The 18,190-nt window shown below is 74.5% G+C and carries 19 protein-coding genes; 8 read left to right on the plus strand and 11 right to left on the minus strand.

The features are described from left to right. The first annotated feature begins 54 nt into the window (after positions 1 to 54). Both ACZ5GH_RS13865 and ACZ5GH_RS13870 read left to right on the plus strand, forming a co-directional pair. Positions 55 to 735 (plus strand): hypothetical protein, encoded by a 681-nt coding sequence (locus ACZ5GH_RS13865; protein WP_387756903.1) that lies wholly within the window; start codon positions 55 to 57, stop codon positions 733 to 735. 608 nt (positions 736 to 1,343) lie between these two features. Beyond that, positions 1,344 to 1,784 carry an RNA polymerase sigma factor gene (locus ACZ5GH_RS13870; RefSeq protein WP_387756902.1) on the plus strand — a complete coding sequence of 147 codons (441 nt, stop codon included), beginning with the start codon at positions 1,344 to 1,346 and terminating at the stop codon, positions 1,782 to 1,784. 60 nt (positions 1,785 to 1,844) lie between these two features. Here the strand turns inward: ACZ5GH_RS13870 and ACZ5GH_RS13875 are convergent, their stop codons facing one another. Further along, positions 1,845 to 2,423 (minus strand): DinB family protein, encoded by a 579-nt coding sequence (locus ACZ5GH_RS13875; protein WP_464334405.1) that lies wholly within the window; start codon positions 2,421 to 2,423, stop codon positions 1,845 to 1,847. A gap of 204 nt (positions 2,424 to 2,627) precedes the next feature. On the opposite strand from ACZ5GH_RS13875, the gene ACZ5GH_RS13880 reads away from it, so the two are divergent. Next, on the plus strand, positions 2,628 to 3,209 hold the full coding sequence (locus ACZ5GH_RS13880) for a GNAT family N-acetyltransferase (protein WP_464334406.1): 582 nt from the start codon (positions 2,628 to 2,630) through the stop codon (positions 3,207 to 3,209). Here ACZ5GH_RS13880 and mycP read toward each other — a convergent pair. The 4 genes from mycP to ACZ5GH_RS13900 all read right to left on the minus strand — a co-directional run bounded on the left by mycP (position 3,203) and on the right by ACZ5GH_RS13900 (position 7,282). Beyond that, positions 3,203 to 4,324, minus strand: a complete 1,122-nt coding sequence (mycP, locus tag ACZ5GH_RS13885) for a type VII secretion-associated serine protease mycosin (protein WP_387756899.1) — start codon at positions 4,322 to 4,324, stop codon at positions 3,203 to 3,205. The genes ACZ5GH_RS13880 and mycP overlap by 7 nt on opposite strands. A 204-nt stretch (positions 4,325 to 4,528) precedes the next feature. Continuing rightward, positions 4,529 to 5,968: a WXG100 family type VII secretion target gene (locus ACZ5GH_RS13890; protein ID WP_464334407.1), complete on the minus strand. Its 1,440-nt coding sequence runs from the start codon at positions 5,966 to 5,968 to the stop codon at positions 4,529 to 4,531. A 37-nt stretch (positions 5,969 to 6,005) separates the two neighbouring features. Then, complete coding sequence (locus tag ACZ5GH_RS13895; RefSeq protein ID WP_387756897.1) at positions 6,006 to 6,455, minus strand: hypothetical protein; 450 nt, start codon at positions 6,453 to 6,455, stop codon at positions 6,006 to 6,008. 98 nt (positions 6,456 to 6,553) lie between these two features. Next, entirely contained in the window at positions 6,554 to 7,282 is a 729-nt protein-coding gene (locus ACZ5GH_RS13900) for an endonuclease V (protein ID WP_464334408.1), read from the minus strand. A 254-nt stretch (positions 7,283 to 7,536) separates the two neighbouring features. On the opposite strand from ACZ5GH_RS13900, the gene ACZ5GH_RS13905 reads away from it, so the two are divergent. Beyond that, the gene (locus tag ACZ5GH_RS13905) at positions 7,537 to 7,818 is read left to right on the plus strand and encodes a hypothetical protein (protein WP_387756895.1); all 282 of its coding nucleotides are present in this window, start codon (positions 7,537 to 7,539) and stop codon (positions 7,816 to 7,818) included. Between the two features lie 36 nt (positions 7,819 to 7,854). On the opposite strand, the gene ACZ5GH_RS13910 is transcribed toward ACZ5GH_RS13905, so the two are convergent. Next, a complete protein-coding gene (locus ACZ5GH_RS13910; RefSeq protein WP_387756894.1) occupies positions 7,855 to 8,601 on the minus strand; it encodes an RDD family protein in 747 nt (248 codons plus the stop codon). Positions 8,602 to 8,675: 74 nt separating this feature from the next. Then, positions 8,676 to 10,304, minus strand: a complete 1,629-nt coding sequence (locus ACZ5GH_RS13915) for an RDD family protein (protein ID WP_464334409.1) — start codon at positions 10,302 to 10,304, stop codon at positions 8,676 to 8,678. Positions 10,305 to 10,709: 405 nt separating this feature from the next. On the opposite strand from ACZ5GH_RS13915, the gene ACZ5GH_RS13920 reads away from it, so the two are divergent. Further along, entirely contained in the window at positions 10,710 to 11,126 is a 417-nt protein-coding gene (locus ACZ5GH_RS13920) for an SsgA family sporulation/cell division regulator (RefSeq protein WP_097237712.1), read from the plus strand. 212 nt (positions 11,127 to 11,338) lie between these two features. On the opposite strand, the gene ACZ5GH_RS13925 is transcribed toward ACZ5GH_RS13920, so the two are convergent. The 3 genes from ACZ5GH_RS13925 to ACZ5GH_RS13935 all read right to left on the minus strand — a co-directional run bounded on the left by ACZ5GH_RS13925 (position 11,339) and on the right by ACZ5GH_RS13935 (position 15,144). Next, positions 11,339 to 12,739, minus strand: a complete 1,401-nt coding sequence (locus ACZ5GH_RS13925; RefSeq protein WP_464334410.1) for a glycosyltransferase 87 family protein — start codon at positions 12,737 to 12,739, stop codon at positions 11,339 to 11,341. 195 nt (positions 12,740 to 12,934) lie between these two features. Further along, entirely contained in the window at positions 12,935 to 14,422 is a 1,488-nt protein-coding gene (locus ACZ5GH_RS13930) for a sensor histidine kinase (protein ID WP_464336828.1), read from the minus strand. Positions 14,423 to 14,439: 17 nt separating this feature from the next. Continuing rightward, entirely contained in the window at positions 14,440 to 15,144 is a 705-nt protein-coding gene (locus tag ACZ5GH_RS13935) for a response regulator transcription factor (protein ID WP_401114633.1), read from the minus strand. A 134-nt stretch (positions 15,145 to 15,278) separates the two neighbouring features. Between ACZ5GH_RS13935 and ACZ5GH_RS13940 the strand changes: the two genes are divergently transcribed. After that, on the plus strand, positions 15,279 to 15,848 hold the full coding sequence (locus ACZ5GH_RS13940; protein ID WP_464334411.1) for a hypothetical protein: 570 nt from the start codon (positions 15,279 to 15,281) through the stop codon (positions 15,846 to 15,848). Between the two features lie 32 nt (positions 15,849 to 15,880). Here the strand turns inward: ACZ5GH_RS13940 and ACZ5GH_RS13945 are convergent, their stop codons facing one another. Further along, positions 15,881 to 16,423, minus strand: coding sequence for a VOC family protein (locus tag ACZ5GH_RS13945; protein ID WP_464334412.1), 543 nt, complete (start codon positions 16,421 to 16,423; stop codon positions 15,881 to 15,883). 204 nt (positions 16,424 to 16,627) lie between these two features. On the opposite strand from ACZ5GH_RS13945, the gene ACZ5GH_RS13950 reads away from it, so the two are divergent. Further along, positions 16,628 to 17,185, plus strand: a complete 558-nt coding sequence (locus ACZ5GH_RS13950; RefSeq protein WP_464334413.1) for an Lrp/AsnC family transcriptional regulator — start codon at positions 16,628 to 16,630, stop codon at positions 17,183 to 17,185. Between the two features lie 152 nt (positions 17,186 to 17,337). Continuing rightward, entirely contained in the window at positions 17,338 to 18,108 is a 771-nt protein-coding gene (locus ACZ5GH_RS13955; RefSeq protein ID WP_464334414.1) for an IclR family transcriptional regulator, read from the plus strand. Positions 18,109 to 18,190: the final 82 nt, after the last annotated feature.

An 18,190-nucleotide genomic window follows, 5' to 3' on the forward strand; every position in this document is an offset into this window, starting at 1 on the left:
GCGAGGGACCCCCGAGGCGTCAATCCCGCCCCGGGGATTGCCTAGGCTTACGTCATGTCACGTGACGAGACCGCCGGCCTCCGCGCGGCCCAGCTCCGCCTCGGCCGTCTGCCCGGATACGTCCGCCGCCCGGACCCCGCCCGTCGCAGCGGCGAGAAGGGCCATACGTACAAGAAGGGCTGGGAGGTCCGCTTCACCGCCCGCAGTGAGGCCGAGATAGCAGAGATCCGCGACCTCGTGGTCGCCGCCGGGTTCGCCCCGGCCAGGCCCTTCTTCAAGGGCCACCAGCTCATCCAACCCGTCTACGGCATGGCCGCCGTACAGGCCTACCTGGCCGCTAGACAGGCCGCCGAGGACCACGCCGCCCGGGCCGCGCTCGGCCGCCGGCGACGCGACCCGGAACAGCCCGCCGGGGGGCACCCCGCCGGAGCCCTCGCGGGCGGGGCGCTCACCGGGGGCGGGCACGCCTCCGGCGCCCTTGCCGGTGGCGGGCCCTCCGGTGGCGGGCCCTCCGGCGGCGGGCAGGCCGCGGGCGCGGCGCACCGGTGCGACCACGAGGAGGCCGCCGCCGGAGCAGCCACGGCGGCTGCGGCCGCGGCTGCCGCTGCCGCTGCCGCTGCCGCCGCAGCCGCGCAGGCGGCCCGGCGACGGGCCGTCGAGGCCTTCCCGACCCAGATCGAGCGGGACACCGCCGCCGACCGGATCTCCCCCCGGGAGGCCCGGACGACCTCCTGAACGGGCGGCGGCCGCTCCGCCCGCCCTCCCGCCCCGGCCGGTCCCGTCCAGACCGCCGGGGCGCGGTCGACACACCACACCGACGGCACCTGCGGCGCGCTCCCTCGCGCACGCCTTCACGCACGCCCCTCCCGCGCGCCTTCCGGGCCCGCCTCCCCCGCCCGCCGACCGCCACGCGTACGGGCGTCATCGCGGTGACGACCGTGCCTCCGTCCGTGGTGATCTTCGCAATGATCGTGAGCGCGGTTGTGCGGGTGGTTGTGCGACCGCAGGTTCGCGCCCTGAGCGTGGACGCCAGCCGCCTCAGGGCCTACGGTGGCACATCAACTGCCTAGCAGTCACAGCCGTCCTACACCATCTGACCAGCTTCGACACGCTCGCACCTACGATCCCCACGCCACTGCGCAGTACTGCCCGGCCGGCCGTCGCCGGCCTCCAGCCCAGCCGTCCCGCCGCCACACCGCACCCGGTCGCCACCGGAACCGGCCTGGCGGCGGCGGGTTCCGGGCATTCCATCGGATTGGTCACCCAGCGCACCGAGGGCCTACCGTAGAGTGAGCACAGATGATCGACCGTCAGAAGTCCATCTCCCTTTTCGAGAAGCCGAGATGACCAACCGTCACGAGAGTTCCGCCGAACCTCCCCCGGGGCCCGGCGAGCCGGCGGACGTACCACTGGAGTTCACCGCGTTCTGCGAACTCCACCGCCCCCGGTACCTCAGCTACGCGCGCGTGTGGCTGACCGAGCACAGTGCCGCGGCCACCGCCGTCCAGCAGGCCTTCGCGGAAATCGCGGCCTGCTGGCGGGAGTTGATGGGCAGCTCCAACCCGACCGCGCACGCCTGGGAGATCCTGCGCGGCACCGTCGCGCACCACACCCGCCAGGCGACCCCCGACCCGGACCGGCACCCGGCCGACGACGACCTGGCGATCCTGCACTACGTCGTCGGCCTCGCCGCCCCCGAGATCGCCGACGTCATCGGCACCGACGCCGCCAGCGTGGCCGGACGGCTGCGCCGCACCATGCTGCGCGAGGCCTCCGGCTGGTGACCCCGCGCCCCCGCCGGGCCCGGCCCGGACGCCTCCGGACCGGACGTCCCCGGACCGGCCTCAGACCCGCTCGCCCGTCACGTCGAACAGATGGTGCACCGGGTCGTGGATCAGGTACCGGGAGAACGACTCGACCGTGAACCGCGCCCCGTCACTGCGGCTCCCGGTCCGCTCCCACTGCTCGCCGGCCACCCGCTCGAAGGCCGCCGCCAGCGTCTCCGCGGCCGCCGCCAACTCTCCGGCCACCACCCGCGGGTCCTGCTCCCCGTAGCGCTCGGCCACGGCCGTCCCGTCCTGGTCCCAGTTGGGGAACAGCGGACCGTCCTGGTCCAGCATCAGGTTCAGCCGGACGTCGAACAGCCGGAAGACGTCCCGGACGTGGCACGCGTACTCCAGGTCCGACCACACCCCCGGGGCCGGCCGCCGGCGCAGTCCGTCCACGTCCCCCGCCAGCACCGTCAGCCAGCCCTGCGCATTAGCCCGGACCATCCCGGCGACGTCCTCCCGGACCACCCGCGGGGTGTCCAACCCGCAGTCGGCGCAGGGGCGTTCCAGCACCCAGGTCCAGTCCTTGGTATCCGGGACGATCCCGTCGTCGGCGGCGTCCACGGCGATCGGCGTGCTCTCAGGAGTACTCATGCGCCCAGCATCCCCGCCACCGGTGTGCCTCCACCAGCGGCAATGACGCCAGCGGTCGCCGAAATGCTGCCACCCCCGGCGCACTCATCCGGCGCGTTCCCCCGCCGCCCGCCCCCTTCCCCCCGTGCGCTCCAGCCCGGTGCGCACCCGCCGCCCGGACAAAACACGTGGACGAACCGAACCCGACCGTCCATCCTGAGGACCATGACCGCCGACGCCGCCGATCCCGCCGATCTTGCCGCCCTCGCCGTGAAGCCCACCCTGCACGGCCCCACCGTCCGGCTCGTCCCCCTCGACGGACGCCACACCGACCCGATGTGGAAACTCTGCACCGACGAGGCGACCAACCGGCTCACCGGCACCCGCACCGCCTTCACCCGCGACCAGATCCACCGGTGGTGCACCACCCGCGCCGAGCAGCCCGACCGCCTCGACCTCGCCGTCGAGGACCCCGCCACCGGCCGCTTCCTCGGCGAGACCGCCCTCACCGACGTCGCCCCCGACAACTCCTCCGCCGGCTTCCGGATCGCCCTCACCCCGGACAGCACCGGCCGCGGCATCGGCACCGAGACCACCCTCCTGGTCCTGCGCCACGCCTTCGAGACCATCCGCCTCCACCGCGTCCACCTCGAAGTCTTCGAGTACAACGAACGCGCCGCCCACTCCTACCGCAAGTCCGGCTTCGCCCTCGAAGGCCGCTCCCGCCAGGCCCACCAGTGGGACGGCCGCTACTGGGACGTCCTCCAGATGGCCGCCCTACGCGACGAATGGCTCGCCACTCACTGATACGGCGCCCCGTACGGCGGCCGCCCGTCCCCCCGCCTCCGCCGCCCCCGCACCACGAGCCCCACGACGAGCCCGACCACCAGCACCACACCCCCGGCCGCCGCCCCGATGATGCCCCCCACCCCGTTCCCGCGGCTGCCGCCGCCCTCGGCCCCCGGGGCGACAGCCTCCTCCGACGCCCCGTCCGTCGGCCCGTCCACCGGCGGCGCCCCCTGCGACTCCTTCCGCCCCACCAACGGATTCTCCCGAGGCCCACCGTCCACGGCCGGATTCGCCTCCAACGCCTTCGCCGGCGCCAGAACCCCGTATCCGTACCGGTCACTGGGCACCGCAGACCCGTCAGCCGGAGGAGTGGCCGTCTTGATCATCCGATTGACCACCTGCCCGGCCGACAGGCTCGGGTACTTCGCCCTGATCAACGCCGCAGTGGCGGACACGTAGGCGGCGGAGTCCGAGGTGCCGTTGGCAACCCCGTACCCTGCCGAGGACTTCGCGCTCGCCCGGTAGACCTCCGCTCCGGGCGCTGTCAGCGTGGTCTCCGGTCCGTACGTCGACTTCTCCCACAGGTGTCCCTGCCGGTCCACCGCGCCGACCGCCACCACACCCGGGAACGCAGCCGGGTACTCCACCGGCACGGCCGGCTGTCCGCTGTTCCCGTTGGACGCGACGAGGACCACATCATGGTCGACGGCGTACTTGACGGCTGACCTGGTCTCCTGATCGGTCCCCGAGTAGCCGCCGATCGACATGTTGATCACTTTGGCACCGTGGTCCACTGCGAACTGGATCCCCTTCGCCAGGCCGCTCTGCGCCACGGTGTCCGCGGAGGTCCAACTCACCCGCACCGGAAGGATCTTCGCCTTGGGCGCCAGGCCCATGATCCCCGCGTTGCCACCGTGTCCGTGGCCTGCGATGAGGCTGGCCATCCCGGTTCCGTGGCCATCCTTGTCGACCGTGCCGTCGCTACCCTCGCCGGTGAAATCGGCGCCCGGCAGGATCTGGCCGACCAGGTCCTGATGGTCCTTCATCACTCCGCTGTCGATGACCGCGACGGTGACGCCGCTGCCCTGCGACACCGGCCACAGCGCGCTGTCGGCCTGGTAGCCGACCAGCACCCACTGCGCGTCACGGATACCGTCCGCAGAGACCGGCCCCGCCCCCAGCGCAGCGACCAGGCCGCCAACCGTCAGCGCAGCCGCCCCTCGCCGAAGCCGCCAGTGTCCCAAGGCTGGTCACCCCACTCAGCACAGCGGTAGCTCCTGTGGTCCACGAACCACGAGGGCCCCGATCGAATCACCCGGTCTCCAGAAGGACCAGGGTCATTTCACCACGTTCGAATTGGCGGACTCCCCCGACGCCCAGGTCTCCTCGTCCTCGACCAGATAATCCGGCCGCTTGCGAGCCTTCTCCTTGTCCTTGGTACGGCCGTGAGTCCCGCCGAACGGGACTGCCGTCCCCGAGGACGTTCCAGCGGCGCCGGACGCCTCCGCCCGAGGCCGGTTGCGCTGCCCCAGACCGGAACCGCCCTCCGTGAAGGGCCGCCTGCCGCCGGGGGTCGCTTCACCCGCAGGCGCCTTGCCGCCAGGTGCCGGTCGCCGACCGTCGCCCACCACGGTGCCGCCTGTTCGGCCCGCTCCTGGGCCGACCGGACCGGGGCTGCCTCCGTGGATACCCTCGGCACTCCGTGCAGGGCCGCCGCGAACTTCGCCCGGCCCTCCCCGCTGGTCATTCCGGCCAGTCGTCCCCCGCTCGACGAGTGCCTGCTTCTCCCGTCCGCCGGAGAACGGTCCGGGTGTCGGTTCTCCCTTGCCGGAGCCGAGCCACGAGGGCCCAGGACCGGTCTGCGGTCCAGGCGTGGTGGGAGCCGGAGTACCCGTGACACCGACAGGCGACGGCCCGGGCACCGTGGGCTTCGAAACAGTGTTCACGCCGTCGACTACGGTTCCCGCACCGCTGTTGGCCACCACCACGGGCTTTCCCGAGGCCTTGGCTGTTCCGCCCTTGATCCCGGGTTCGGACGGAATCGGTGCGCCTCCGGAGGCTGTCGACGACTTGGGAGCGACACCGCCGCTGCTCACGCTACGGCTCCGGGGCGTCGGCGGGGCATCTGCGGTCTTGCCGTAGGGACTCCCGGCCGATTGCAGGTTGCCGGCGCCCATTCCGGTCATCACTCCGCCCGCCGCGACGAACGCACTCTGATCACTGGCAGTCTGGTCGGAGAAGTCGTCCCGTCCCCCGGGGTTCACCGGCGGCTTCTTCGGGTCGTACGACGGCGGGGGCTTCAGGGCCGGGGTGGCGATGCGGTAGTGCATGGCGAGGGTTTGCATGATGGCGGCAGCTTCGGCCTTCTTGCGGTCGGCGAGGGGGATGTGTTCGTCCTCGTCACCGAAGAGGGCGTCGCCGACGGTGTCCTTGACCTTGTCCCAGTTGCCGGGTTCCTCGGGCATGTCGCGCTTGGCCTTGGCCATGGCCTCGGAGGTGTTGTGGAGGATGTTGGCCGCGTCGTTGGCGTAGGCGGCGGCGTTGTTGATGCTGGCGGCCAGGGTGAGCATGCGGGTGTGGAAGGCGTCGCTGGTGGTGCCTTCCCAGGAGGTGGCGGCTTCGGTGCTGGCCTTGGTGAGGGTCAGGCGGATCTGCTTGAGGGTGTCGGCGGCCCTGCGCCAGGGGTCGCCGGCGGCCATCACCGCGCCGGGGTCGAGGGCCTGGGCCATGGTGCGGAGCTGGGCGTGGCTGTACTTGGTGAAGTCGGTGTAGACCACGGGCGGTCGGCCTCCGTTCGGTCCGGGCGGGCGGCGGTCAGACGGTGGCGTTGCCGCGGGTGGACGGGGTGCGGTTCTGCTCGGCCGCGGCCCGGCTGCTCGCGGAGGGGTGCGCGACGGACCAACCGTCGTCGCCGAGCTTGAGCTTCGCGGCGGTGTGGTGGTCCTGCTCCTCGTAGTTGGTGGCGGTGAGGTCGGCCTTCCGCTGGGCCTCGTTCACGGCTTCCTGGAGCTGGTTGAGGACGTCGCGCAGCGCGTCCCGCATGGTGCCGTAGCGGCCGTGGATCTCGGTGGCCTCGGCGAAGGTCCCGAAGGCGTTCTTGCCGATGGCGCTGCGGCCGTGGGCGTCGGTGCCGTCGGCGTGCTTCTGGAAGTCGGCGAGCAGCAGCCGGACTTGGCCGGCGAAGGCGCGGAGCTGTTCGACCTCGACGCGGTAGCCCTGTCCGGCTCCGCCGGTAGAACCGGTACCGGTGGTTCCTGCTCCCATTTTCGGCGCCTCCCCCGTGCGTCCGTCCCTGGCGGTCGGGGCCGGGCCCCGGTGTCACATGTCTAACACACCGGGCCCGAATCCCGCCCGGGGCACGGTCAGTTCGCGCTCGTCCCGGTCCGCTGGGCGTCGGCGAGGGCGCGTCGGCAGAGCGAGTCGGCGTGCCGGGTGGTTTCGGGGAGGCGGTAGTGGCGGGCGAGGTCGAGGGTGGTGCGGACGGCGGTGTCGAGGCCGGTCCGGTGGCCGATGGAGACGAAGACGGGTTTCACGCCGGCCCTGGTGCGGACGGCGCGGCCGACCTCCTCGCCGGTGGCGGGGTCGGTGAGCGGGGTCCAGGAGCCGCGGGGCGCGCCGGGTTCGTGGTGGTCGAAGGTGAAGGGGGACTTGGCGACGCCGAGGGTGCGCAGGCCGGTGAGGACGCCGAGGTGGCTGGCGAGGCCGAGGCGGCGGGGGTGGGCGAGGCCGTAGCCGTCGCAGACGACGGTGTCGGGGGTGCGGGTGAGGGCGGCCAACGCGTCGAGGACGGCGGGGAGTTCGCGGAAGGCGAGCAGTCCGGGGACGTAGGGGAAGGCGATCCGGCCGACGGCGGTGGCCTGTTCCACGACTTCGAGGGTGTCCCGGTGGAGCAGGACGGCCGCGGCGGCGACGAGGTCGCGGTCGTCGTCGTAGGCGACGTCGACGCCGGCGACCAGTTCGCCGGGGCCCGTGTCGTCCCGGCCCGTGTCGTCACGGCCGGGGTCGTCGTGGGCCTGGACGAGCGGGCGCAGCCGCTTCCGTTCGGCGAGAGCCTCGGCCTCGGTGGTGGGCCAGTCGGCGGGGATGGGCATGGTCGGTTCCCCCGGGTGCGGTGGTGCGTGATGTGGAGTGCGGTGCGGTGCGGTGCGATAGACGGTGGTGCGCGGTCGACCGGTCGCGGTTCACCGTACCGATCGGTTCGGACGACCCCGGGGTGAGCCCGTGCGCCCCCCGTGCCCCCGGGCTCGGGGGCTAGCCTGGACGTACCCGTCTCCCCTGCGGGGTAGGACCCCGGGAACCGGCTCCGTTTCCGCCCGTTCCCCCCGACGTGCGAAGGACCTCCGCCATGCCGCGCCCCTCCGTCGCCCAGGCCTGCCTCGGCTCGTTCACCGTCGCCGCCACCACGGTGGCACTGCTGGCCGTTTCGGGCGCTTCGGGCGTCCTCGCGGTCTCGGTGCTGGTGGGGTTCGCGCTGGCGCTCGGCACCGTGGTGACGGTGCTCCGGATGTCCGTGGTCGCCGCCAGGGCCGCCACCGCGCCCGCGGGCCCCGCGGACCCGGCGGCGTCCCGCCCCGCTGCGGCCGCTGCCGCCGCCCCGGCCGGGCAGGCGTACGCCCGGCAGCGCTGATCCGCCGCCGGGCGCGGACGCGTCCCGCTCCGCCGCTCAGACCTCCGTGGTGACCACCACGGTCTTCGCGGCCTTGTCGTGCAGGCACTGCCGGTACGGCTTGTCGAAGACGCCGAAGGTCCCGTCGACGATCCACCAGAGCGCGGCGCAGCAGACCACGGCCGGGAGGATGAAGACGGCGGTGCGGGTCCAGGCGGCGGACGGGGTGGGCGTGCTCCCGTCGATCAGCATGGCGACGCGGATCCTCATCGCCTTCCTGCCGAGGGTCTGGCCGTCCCGGCTGAGCATCAGGGCCTCGTAGACGAGGTAGAGGGCGCAGCCGAGCCAGAACGCCTCGGTGGAGCCGTTGCGCGTGCTGAGGTCGCTGAAGGGCCCCACCACGATCACGCCGATGACCTGCATCAGGACGTAGTCGATCAGCCGGGCGAGGATCCGCTTGGGCCAGCTGCCGATCGGCGGCATGCCGGGGACGGGGCCGGCGCCGGGGGTGCCGTACGCGCCGGGGCCGTAGCCGGTGCCGTAGCCGGGGGGCGGCTGACCGTACGGGTCGTCGCCGTACGGGTTCTGACCGGGGGTCGGCTCGCCGTACGGGCTCCCGCCGTACGTGCCCTGGTAGGCGCCGGGGCCGCTGGACGGGCCGTGGGACGGGTCGGTCGACGGGGACGGGGTCGGGCCCGACGGCTCGCTTTCCGGCGTGCCGCCGCCCGGCTGCGGGGGCTGCTTGTCGAAGGAGGGCTTGCCGCCCCCCTCCGGCTGGGGGCCTGAGGGGTCGTGGGTGCTCATGTCCCCGAGTAGAACATCGCGGATTCTTGATGTTCGGTATATTTTGTCCGTTTTGCTCCGGGCCCCCGCTGGCCTCAGCCCCGCACCACCCGGGTACGGGCCGCGCGGTCCTGCCAGCCCCGCCGCGCCACCCGGTCGAACACCGGCCAGACCAGGCCGAGCAGCAGCACGGTGCCCAGTTGCCGCACGGCCCACCGGAGCAGCGAGCGGCCGAGCCCCAGTCTGGTCCGGGCGGCCGGGGCGGCGGCGTCCACCACCCGGATCCGGGCCAGTCGCTTGCCGAAGGTCTGGCCGGTGCGGGCGACCGGCAGCACCTCGTAGAGCAGGCTGACGAACAGCAGGATGCCGATCAGTACGGCGATCTTGCCCAGCACCACGTCGTCCACCAGCCAGACCTGGACCTGTCGGCGGGCGAGGGCGCTGGCCATCCGAGCCTGGTCGACCTTCAGCCGGAGGTGGTCGGTCACCGAGCGGGCGAGCGGGATCCCGGCGGCGACCGCGACCACCAGCAGGACGGCGGTGTCCACCGTCCGTGCCGCCAGTCGGCGGCCGAGGCCGGCCGGACGGACGACCCTGGTGGTCCGGGCGGCCCGGGGAGACGCGGGGGCGGTGGGGGTGGCGGCCGGCCGGGGCTGGACGGCGGTCTCGCGGACCGTCCGTACGGTGGGCAGCGGGGCGGCGGGAGCGACGGCGGTGGCGGCGGTCGCGGCCACGGTCTTCGTGGCGACCGCCACCGAGGCCGGGGCCGCGAGCGCCGCGTCGCCGACCACCGGCACCGGGCCCGACGCCAGGACGGCCGGCACCGGCGCCTCCCGCACCGCCTTCGCCCCGACGGGAGCGCCAGTGGGAGCGCCAGTGGGAGCGCCGACAGGAGCGCCGGCGGCGGCCAGTTCCACGGCAGCCGGAGCGCGCTCCTGCTCCGCGCGCCCCTCGTCCGCATCGGGCGCCTCCGAAAGCACCCCCCAGGAGACCCAGTGCTGTGCGCCGCCCGTCTCCATCAGGCCCCGCTGCGCCCGCGGATCGGCCTGCCAGCCGGACTCCCCGGCAACCGGGGCCGGGGACGGACCGGACGCCGGGACCGCCTCGGGCACCGCACCAACGCCGTCGGCCTCCTCCACGCCCCGCGGCCGTCCGGCACCGCCGGAGCCCGACGATGCCGGCTCCGACGACGCCGGCCCCGACGACGGCATCCCGGGCGGCGTCCCCGGCCCGTCGACCGTCCGGAACACCGGCCCGCCGATCACCTCCGCCAGCCGTGGCCCGAGCACGAAGGACGCCCCGCCGGACGTCTGGTCGAAGTACACCGGCCCGGTGTCGCCGCCGCCCGCCGGCGTCCCGACCTGCGCCGGCCCGCCCGGCTCCGGGACCAGCACGTCCGGAACCAGCGCGTCCGGGACCAGCCCCTCCGCAGCCACCTGCTGCGGAGCCGCCGCCCGCACGACCGCCACCTCGGGCGCGACCGCCTCCGGCACCACCGGCGGCGGCACCGCCCGCGCCGGCACCCCCTCCGGGGCGGGCCGCCGGGTCGCGTACCGGGGCGGGGCCAGCACCTCGCCGACGGCGGGAGCGGGCCGACTGGTGCCCGGCACCCAGGCCGAGCCGCCCCAGTACCGGACGAAGCCGGGGACGGAGGGGTCGGGGTAGTAGCCGGGCCCGGGCGCGACGGCCGGGTCGCCGGCGCCGGCGAAGGGGCGGTCCGTCATGGGCGTCTTCTTTCCTGGCAGGGCCTGACGAGGACGGTGCGGCCGACCGGGCCCGACCACCGCAGACGCGTCCACCCGCGCGCACGATCCGGCGCACGCCCGGCGCTCGGCGCGCGTGGGGGCACCACCGATGGGCGGACAGTCGCCGGGCAGTCACAAAGGGTAGTACCTCGGCGAAGCCAGGACGGGAAGTTCGCGATTCCCCGGACAGCGGGGGGTCGCTCAAGGTAGGGAACCCAGCGCACGACATTTGCTCGCGCGCCGCGCCACCCGCCGTTCACCACCCCTCACCGAACTTCCCGAAGAAATCCCGGAAACGTGTGTAAGAGCCGCTGCGGACCGCCCTCTCAAAGGTCACAGGGGCCCGGAACCGGGCACCGCCCGAAGGCAGAGAGGAAGACGATCATGGAGCGTCCCGTCAGCGTCGTCGAGCACGAGCTGGAGCTCAACCTGGTGCTCTCGCCCGAGCACAGCGTCCCGGTCCCGGCCCGACTGTCGTACGGCAGCCACGACCCGTACGCGGTGTACATCACCTTCCACCTGGACACCGGTTCCCCGGTGACCTGGGTGTTCGCCCGCGAGCTGCTGGTCGAGGGCACCTTCCGCCCGTGCGGCCAGGGCGACGTGCGGATCTGGCCGACCCGTTCGGGCCGCCGCAGCGTGCTCTGCCTGGCGCTCAGCTCGCCCGCCGGCGACGCGCTGCTGGAGGCCCCGCTGCCGGCCGTCGCGGCCTGGCTGGAGCGGGCGCACCGACTGGTCCCGCCGGGCAGCGAGCTGGCCGCGCTGGACATGGACGGCTCGCTCGCCGAACTGCTCGCCTAGGCATGCGCCGCAGCGTGCACTGGCACGTACAGCAGCACGAGTACGAGCACCCGCGGGATCCCGCGGACGAGCAGCGGGCTCGGCGGCGGAAGCGGAAGCAAGCGAACGAAGGGAAGGACCGGGACCGCGAGGACCACAAGGACCGGGAACGCGAGGACCGGAAGGACCGCAAGGCCCGGAAGCAGGGGCGCGGCAGCGGCACCCCCGCCGGTTCAGCGGGCTGCGGGGGCCTGCTGACGGCCGCGGGCGGCGTCCGGGCCGCCGACGTCCCGCTGCCCGGGCAGCCGGACCAGCGGCGCGCCGGCCGAACGCCGTCGGGCCCTTATCCGGACGGCGGCGGCGAGCAGGAAGCAGAGTCCGACCCACGGATAGACCGAGGTCGGCAGCTGGCGCCACGGTGACATGTCGAGGACGGCCAGGCCGACCGGCTTCGCGGCCCACATCGCGAAGGACAGGAAGGCGACCAGGGTGCCCCAGAAGACGGCCCGCCAGCGCAGCCGGCGGACACCGGCCGGACGGGCGTGCTCGACCGAGGCCTCGGCGGCGAGCAGGACGAGCACCGGCACGCACCAGACCCAGTGGTGGGTCCAGCTGATCGGCGAGATCAGCACGGCGGTGACGGCCGCGCAGCAGACGCCCCAGGCCTCGGCCCGGGGCAGCCAGCGGCCGCTGCGGGCGGCCCAGGCGGCGACGGCGAGGCCGGCCAGCGCGACCAGGCCCGCCCCGAGGGTGGCGACGGTGCCGGGGTCGGCGGCGTGCAGCAGGCGGGCGAAGGCGCCGCGCATCGACTGGTTGTCGACGATCCAGGTCTTGCCGACCCGGGAGGAGTCGTAGAGGTACTTGGTCCAGAAGCCCCAGGTGGCGTCGGGCAGGACCACGGCGCCCAGCAGGAAGGTGCCGAGGAAGGTGAGGCCCGCCACGAAGGCGGCCCGGACCCGGCCGGTGATCAGCAGGTAGACCGCGAACAGGCCGGGGGTGAGCTTGATGCCGGCGGCGATGCCGATCGCCATGCCCTTGCTCCGCCGCCCGTCCGCGCGGGTGAGGTCCCAGAGGACCAGGCAGGCCAGCGCGAGGTTGATCTGGCCGTAGCGGAGCGTGGTGAAGACCGGTTCGAGCCAGACCCCGAGGCCGGTCACCAGGACCACGCCGATCGGCCGCAGCTCGCGGCGCGGCCAGCCGGCCAGCTTGAAGGACAGGTGGGTCAGCAGGGCGAGCAGCCCGAGGTTGCCGAGAGTGATCGCCACCCGGAGGAAGGGGACCGGGAACCAGGTGGTCGGGACGAACAGCATCGCCGCGAACGGCGGATAGGTCGCGGGCAGGTTCCACTCGGTGACGCGCAGCTCGTACAGGTCGGTGCCGTTGGCCACGGCGGCGCCCTCGGCCCGGTAGACGATCATGTCCACCATCGAGGTGTGGACGAAGTGGCGGACCACCGCGTACACCAGCAGGGACAGCAGCGCCACGGCGGAGGCGGCCAGCAGCGGACGGCGGGGGGCCTCGCGCAGCGCCCGGACGGGGGCGCCGAGGGCCCGGCGCAGCCGGTCCGACAGGGGGGCGGGCGAGGGGTCGGGTGCGGTCCGCACCGGGCTGCGCTCGTCTTGCACCGCTGTCACTGTCCACTCCGTCCACGGCTCGGCCAACCAGCGACGATACCGGATGCCGCCCGGGTGGAATCGGACACGATCGACTACGAAGCGTGACAAAGCGGCTCTGACCGGCCCTCCTTCCTCGCGGGTGGAGCACGGCGCCGTCGAAGGAGTCCCGGAGGCCGCCGCCGGTCGCCCCCGGCGCGCCGCCCCGGGCGGCCGTCACTTCTGGAACAGCGCGCCCCGGGTCCGCCGCCGTCCGCCCCGGGCGGGCTCCGCCGCCGCCGGCCGGGTGCGCAGCCGCAGCCGGGTCTCGGCGCCGCCGAGCACCGCGGAGCGGCCGAGCGCGAGGTCCCCGCCGGTGGACTCGGCGAGCTTGCGGACGATGTCCAGGCCGAGGCCGGTGGAGCCCTCGCCGCCGTGGCCCTCGCCGCGTCTGAGGGCGGCGGCCGGGTCGCTGTACCCCGGTCCGGCGTCGCCGACCAGGACGATCACCGAGCTGTCGGTGGCCAGCACGTCCACCGAGAAGGCGGTGCCGACGGCGGTGTGCCGGAAGACGTTGCCGAGCAGCGCGTCGACGGCGGCCGCGAGGTCCCCGCGCTGGACGGGCACCGGCGCCGACCGCTCGGCTCCGGCCAGCTGCCACCGGCGCCCCTCGTCCTCGGCCAGCGCCGACCAGAAGCCGACCCGCTCCCGGATCACCTCGGCGGCGTCGCAGCCGACCGCGACGGCGGGCGCGTCCTCGGGGGCGCGGCGGGCCGAGCGGATGATCTGGTCGACCTCGCGCTCCAGTTGGGCGACCGCGTGCCGGGTGGCGTCGGCCGCGTCGCCCTCGCCGAGCGAGGCGGCGTTGAGCCGCAGCACGGTCAGCGGGGTGCGCAGCCGGTGCGACAGGTCGGCGGCCAGTTCCCTTTCGGCGGCGAGGAGTTGGACCACCCGGTCGGCCATGGTGTTGAACGCCTGCCCGGCCTCGCGCAGTTCCTCGGGGCTGCCCTCGACCTGCTTGCCCTCCACCGGGACCCGCACCGAGAGGTTCCCGGCGCCGAGCGAGCGGGCGGCGCCGGCGAGGCTGCGCGCGGAGGCGACGATGCGGCCGCCCATCCGGTCGGCGACCAGCACCGAGACGGCGACCAGGCCGAGCGCCACGGCGGAGAGCACCTGCCAGGCCGTGGCGACGCCGCCGGTGAGGTCGCTCTCGGCCACGAACACCTCGACCACCGCGGTCCGCCCGGTGTCCACCGCGACCGGCTGGAGCAGGGCGTACCCGCCGGGCACCTTCACGGTGAAGGAGCGGCCCTGCCCGCCGGCGGTGGCCACGTCGGCCGTGGTGGCGCGCCCCTCCCCCAGCACCGGGCCCCCGGGCTCGCCGCCCCCGCCACCGCGAACCGCCTCACCGACCCCCGGCCCGGCCGCACCCGCCTCGCCGCCCCCCACCCCGGCTGCCCCCGCCCCGGCGGGCTGCCCGGCCGCCGGAAGGTGCACCGCCATCCGCCCCTGACCGCCGGCGTCCGTACTGGCCAGCGCCCGGTTGACCGCGTCCTCGTCGGTGGTGATCGCCAGGGCCGGCCCGAGCGCCGCGGCCTGCCGCTCGGCGGCGGTGAAGGCCCGGTCCCGGGCGGTCTGCTGGACCATCATCCCGAGCGGGATCAGGAAGGCCAGCGCGACCATGGTCGTCCCGGCCACGGCGGCCTTGATCAGGGCCCAGCGCAGCGAGCGCCCGAACCGCCTCACGTCCGGTGCTCCGCGAGGCCCCCGGCGGCCTCCAGCCGGACCCCGACGCCCCGGACGGTGTGCAGGTAGCGGGGGTTGGAGGCGGTCTCGCCGAGCTTGCGGCGCAGCCAGGAGAGGTGGACGTCGATGGTCTGGTCGCCGCCGTAGGTCTGCTGCCAGACCTCGGCGAGGATCTCCTTGCGCGGCACCACCACGCCCGGCCGGGCGGCCAGGAAGGCCAGCAGGTCGAACTCACGGCGGGTCAGGTCGAGCGGCCGTCCGTCCAGCGCGGCCTCCCGCCGCTGGAGGTCGATGGCCAGTCCGCCGACCCGCAGCACCTGGGCGACGGGGGCCGCGCCTCCGCCGAACCGGCGCAGTACGGCGGTCATCCGGGCGCTGAGGTGCTCCCCGGAGAAAGGTTTCACCAAGTAGTCGTCGGCGCCGTCGTTGAGCAGTCGGATGATCTCGGCCTCGTCGTCCCGGGCGGTGGAGATGATCACCGGCACGTCGGTCAGGCCCCGGATCATCTTGAGCGCCTCGCTGCCGTCCAGGTCGGGCAGGCCCAGGTCGAGGATCACCAGGTCACAGCCGATCTGGGCGACCTCCCGCAGCGCCTCCAGAGCCGTGCCCACGCTGCGGACCGCGTGACCGGTGTCGGTCAGGTGGCGGATGAGGGCGGAACGTACGAAGGGGTCGTCCTCGACCACGAGCACTGTTGCCATGGCCCTGCACGGTACGCCATCGCCGGTCAGTGGTCTGTACCTCGGGTGCCGGTCCGGACATTGTGCAACTGCCCTGCTGAATACCGGGGGTGCCGGTCTCCATCCGTTTGGAAATACGGCAGGATGTGCGAACGATGCGGAACGGACTGGTACAACTCGGCGCCTGGGCGGCGGCCACCGGGGCGGCGGTGGCGCTCTCCTGGCTGGGCGTGCACGCGGTGCTGACCGGCGCCGCGTTCGAGCAGCCGACGGCGCTGCCGCTGCCCTCCCCGAAGGCCGGCGGCACGCCGCACTCCGCGCCCGCCACCCCGGACCAGCCGCGCTCCGCCGCCCAGTCCACGGCCCCTTCCCCGGCGGCCTCCCGGACCGCCACCACCGCCGCCACCACCGCGCCGCACGGCCCGGCCCCCGCCGCGACCGCCACCACTGCCACCGCCGCCGCGCCGCCCACCCGCAGGCCCGCCCCCGCCGCCACCGCGACATCCACGGTGAGGAGCTACCCGATCCCGGGCGGCAAGGTCGCGCTGGACCTGAAGCCGGACCGGGCCACCCTGGTCTCCGCCACCCCGGACCCGGGCTGGCAGATGCAGGTGTGGACCAACGGCCAGTGGCTGCGGGTCGACTTCACCCGGGGCGACGAGGCCAACTCGGTCTTCGCCTCCTGGAACGGCCACCCGCCGATCGTGGAGACCGCGATCCGCTAGGGCGGGTCCGACGATTCCCGCCGGGCGCTCCGTCAGAAGCCGTCGCACGGCACGTACCCCGGCAGGTACGGCCCCACGTAGCCCGCCCGGTCGACCAGCGTGTGCCTGGTCCCGCCCGGCACCCCGATGGTGGCCAGCAGCACCGCGCCGTAGTCGTCCCGCGCCTCGTACGGCTCGGCCAGCGACAGCGCGCCGCGGTCCACCGCGTAGTCGTAGGCGTAGGGGACGTCCGGCACGCTCACCGCGAGGTCCAGCACCCCGTCCCCGTACCGGTCCAGGTACGCGGCCAGCTCCCGGCCGCGCGGGCCGGTGGTCCGCACCGGCGAGGAGAGCACGATCCGCGTGCCCGGCGCGGTCAGCACGTACGAGAGCGTCTCCGGCTCGCCGGTCTCCGGCCCGGCGTACGCGGTGCAGCGCAGCCCGAGCGCGGCGCAGTAGCGGCGGGCCGCCCGCTCGGCGTCGGCGACCGCGAAGACCACCGCGTCGGCGCGGCCCGCCGGCAGCGGCCCCGCCTCCGCCGGGTCCGGTACGAGGCCCGCCCCGAACAGGGCGGGTTCGGCGGTGGTGTCGGTCATGACTGCCCTCCCGGTAGGCGTACGGACCATCCTGGCCGCCCCCGGCACCGGGGGGTGGGGCCCTGCGCACGGGGGTGTGGCTGGAGGGTGGCGCCGGGGCGACCTGCGCGCAACTGTTCCGTTTCCTCCTGGTCAAGCTGTGCCCCGGAGCGGGAGAATCGACCGCGCCGCTGTACAGAATGCCCACCACAGGACGGTGCCGCGATGCCCCCCGCCCACGCCCCGAGCTCGCCCGGCTCGCCCAACTCCGCCGCCCCGCACGGCGTTTCCGCCGCACCGGCGGCCAGCACGAACGACACCATCGACACCCTGGACGGCCGGCTGATCCGGCTGCTCGCCGAGGAGCCCCGGATCGGGGTGCTGGAGTGCTCGCGCCGGCTGCAGGTCGCCCGGGGCACCGTGCAGGCCCGGCTGGACCGGCTCCAGGCCAAGGGCGTGATCGGCGGCTTCGGCCCGGAGGTGGACCCGGCGGCGATCGGCTACCCGGTGACGGCCTTCGCCACCCTGGAGATCTCCCAGGGCCAGGGCGCGGACGTGCGGGCGCACCTGGCGAGCGTTCCGGAGGTGCTGGAGCTGCACACCATCACCGGGATCGGGGACATGCTGGTGCGGATCGTGGCCCGGTCCAACGCCGATCTGCAGCGGGTGATCGACCGGGTGCTGGGCTTCGACGGGATCGTCCGCTCGTCCACCGCGATAGTGCTGGAGAACCCGGTGCCGTACCGGATCCTGCCGCTGGTGGACCAGGCCGCCGCCGAGTAGGAGGGTCCGGGCGGCGCGACGCGCCGATCCGGCATAGGCAGGCGGCGCCGATGGCCCCAAGATTCACATATGAACGTTCTACTGTCCCTCGTGTCGCCCCGCGGCCCGCTGACACCCGCGGCAGCCGCGTCCCTGCCCGGGCCGGCCCCGGCATGACGAACGCCGTCGCGGCCGACGGTACCGCCCCCACCCTCATCGCCTCCGCCCAGCGCGCCCTGCGCCTGCTGGAGGCGGCCGCCCGCTACCCCAAGGGCGCCACCGCCAAACAGCTCGCCCGGGACACCGACCTCGCCCTGGGCACCGCCTACCACCTGCTCCGCACCCTGGTGCACGACCACTACCTGGAACGCCGCAGCGGCGTCTACCTGACCGGCCCCGCGGTCGCCGGGCTGATCCGGTACGACGGTCCGGCCACAGGGCGGGCCCGGCTCAGGGCGCTGCTGGGCATGCTCGCCGACGAGCTCTCCGCCGCCGTCTACTTCACCTGGTACCGGCACGGCGAGGTGGAGCTGGTCGAAGCCGCCGAGGCCCCCGGCGCGCCGCTGGTCGACCGGGCCTGCTTCCGGACGGGCGCGCACGCCACCGCGGCCGGCAAGACGGTGCTGGCCCTGATGACCGCCGACGAGCGCCGGGACCACCTGGCCCGCCACCCGATGGTGGCGTTCACCCCGTACACCCTGCGGGACCCGGCCTGCCTGCCGCTGCTGCCGCGCCAGGGCCCGCGGCGGGTCGTCCCGATCACCCAGTTCCAGGAGTACGCGATCGACGTGGCGGGTGCGGCCGTACCGATCGTCGCGGGCAACGGCATCGGCGCGATCTCGGTCTCCCTGCCGATGGCCCAGGCCCACCGGCTGGCCGGGATCGCCGCCCGGCTGCACACCCGGCTGGGCGACGACTTCGCCGCGGTGGCCTTCGGGATCTGAGCCCGAGCCCTCCCGGACGGAGCCCGAGCCCTCCCGGACGGGGCCCGAGCCCTCCGGGACCGGGCCGACCCACGTGCGGGCG

The organism is Kitasatospora sp. Xyl93 (assembly GCF_055383135.1).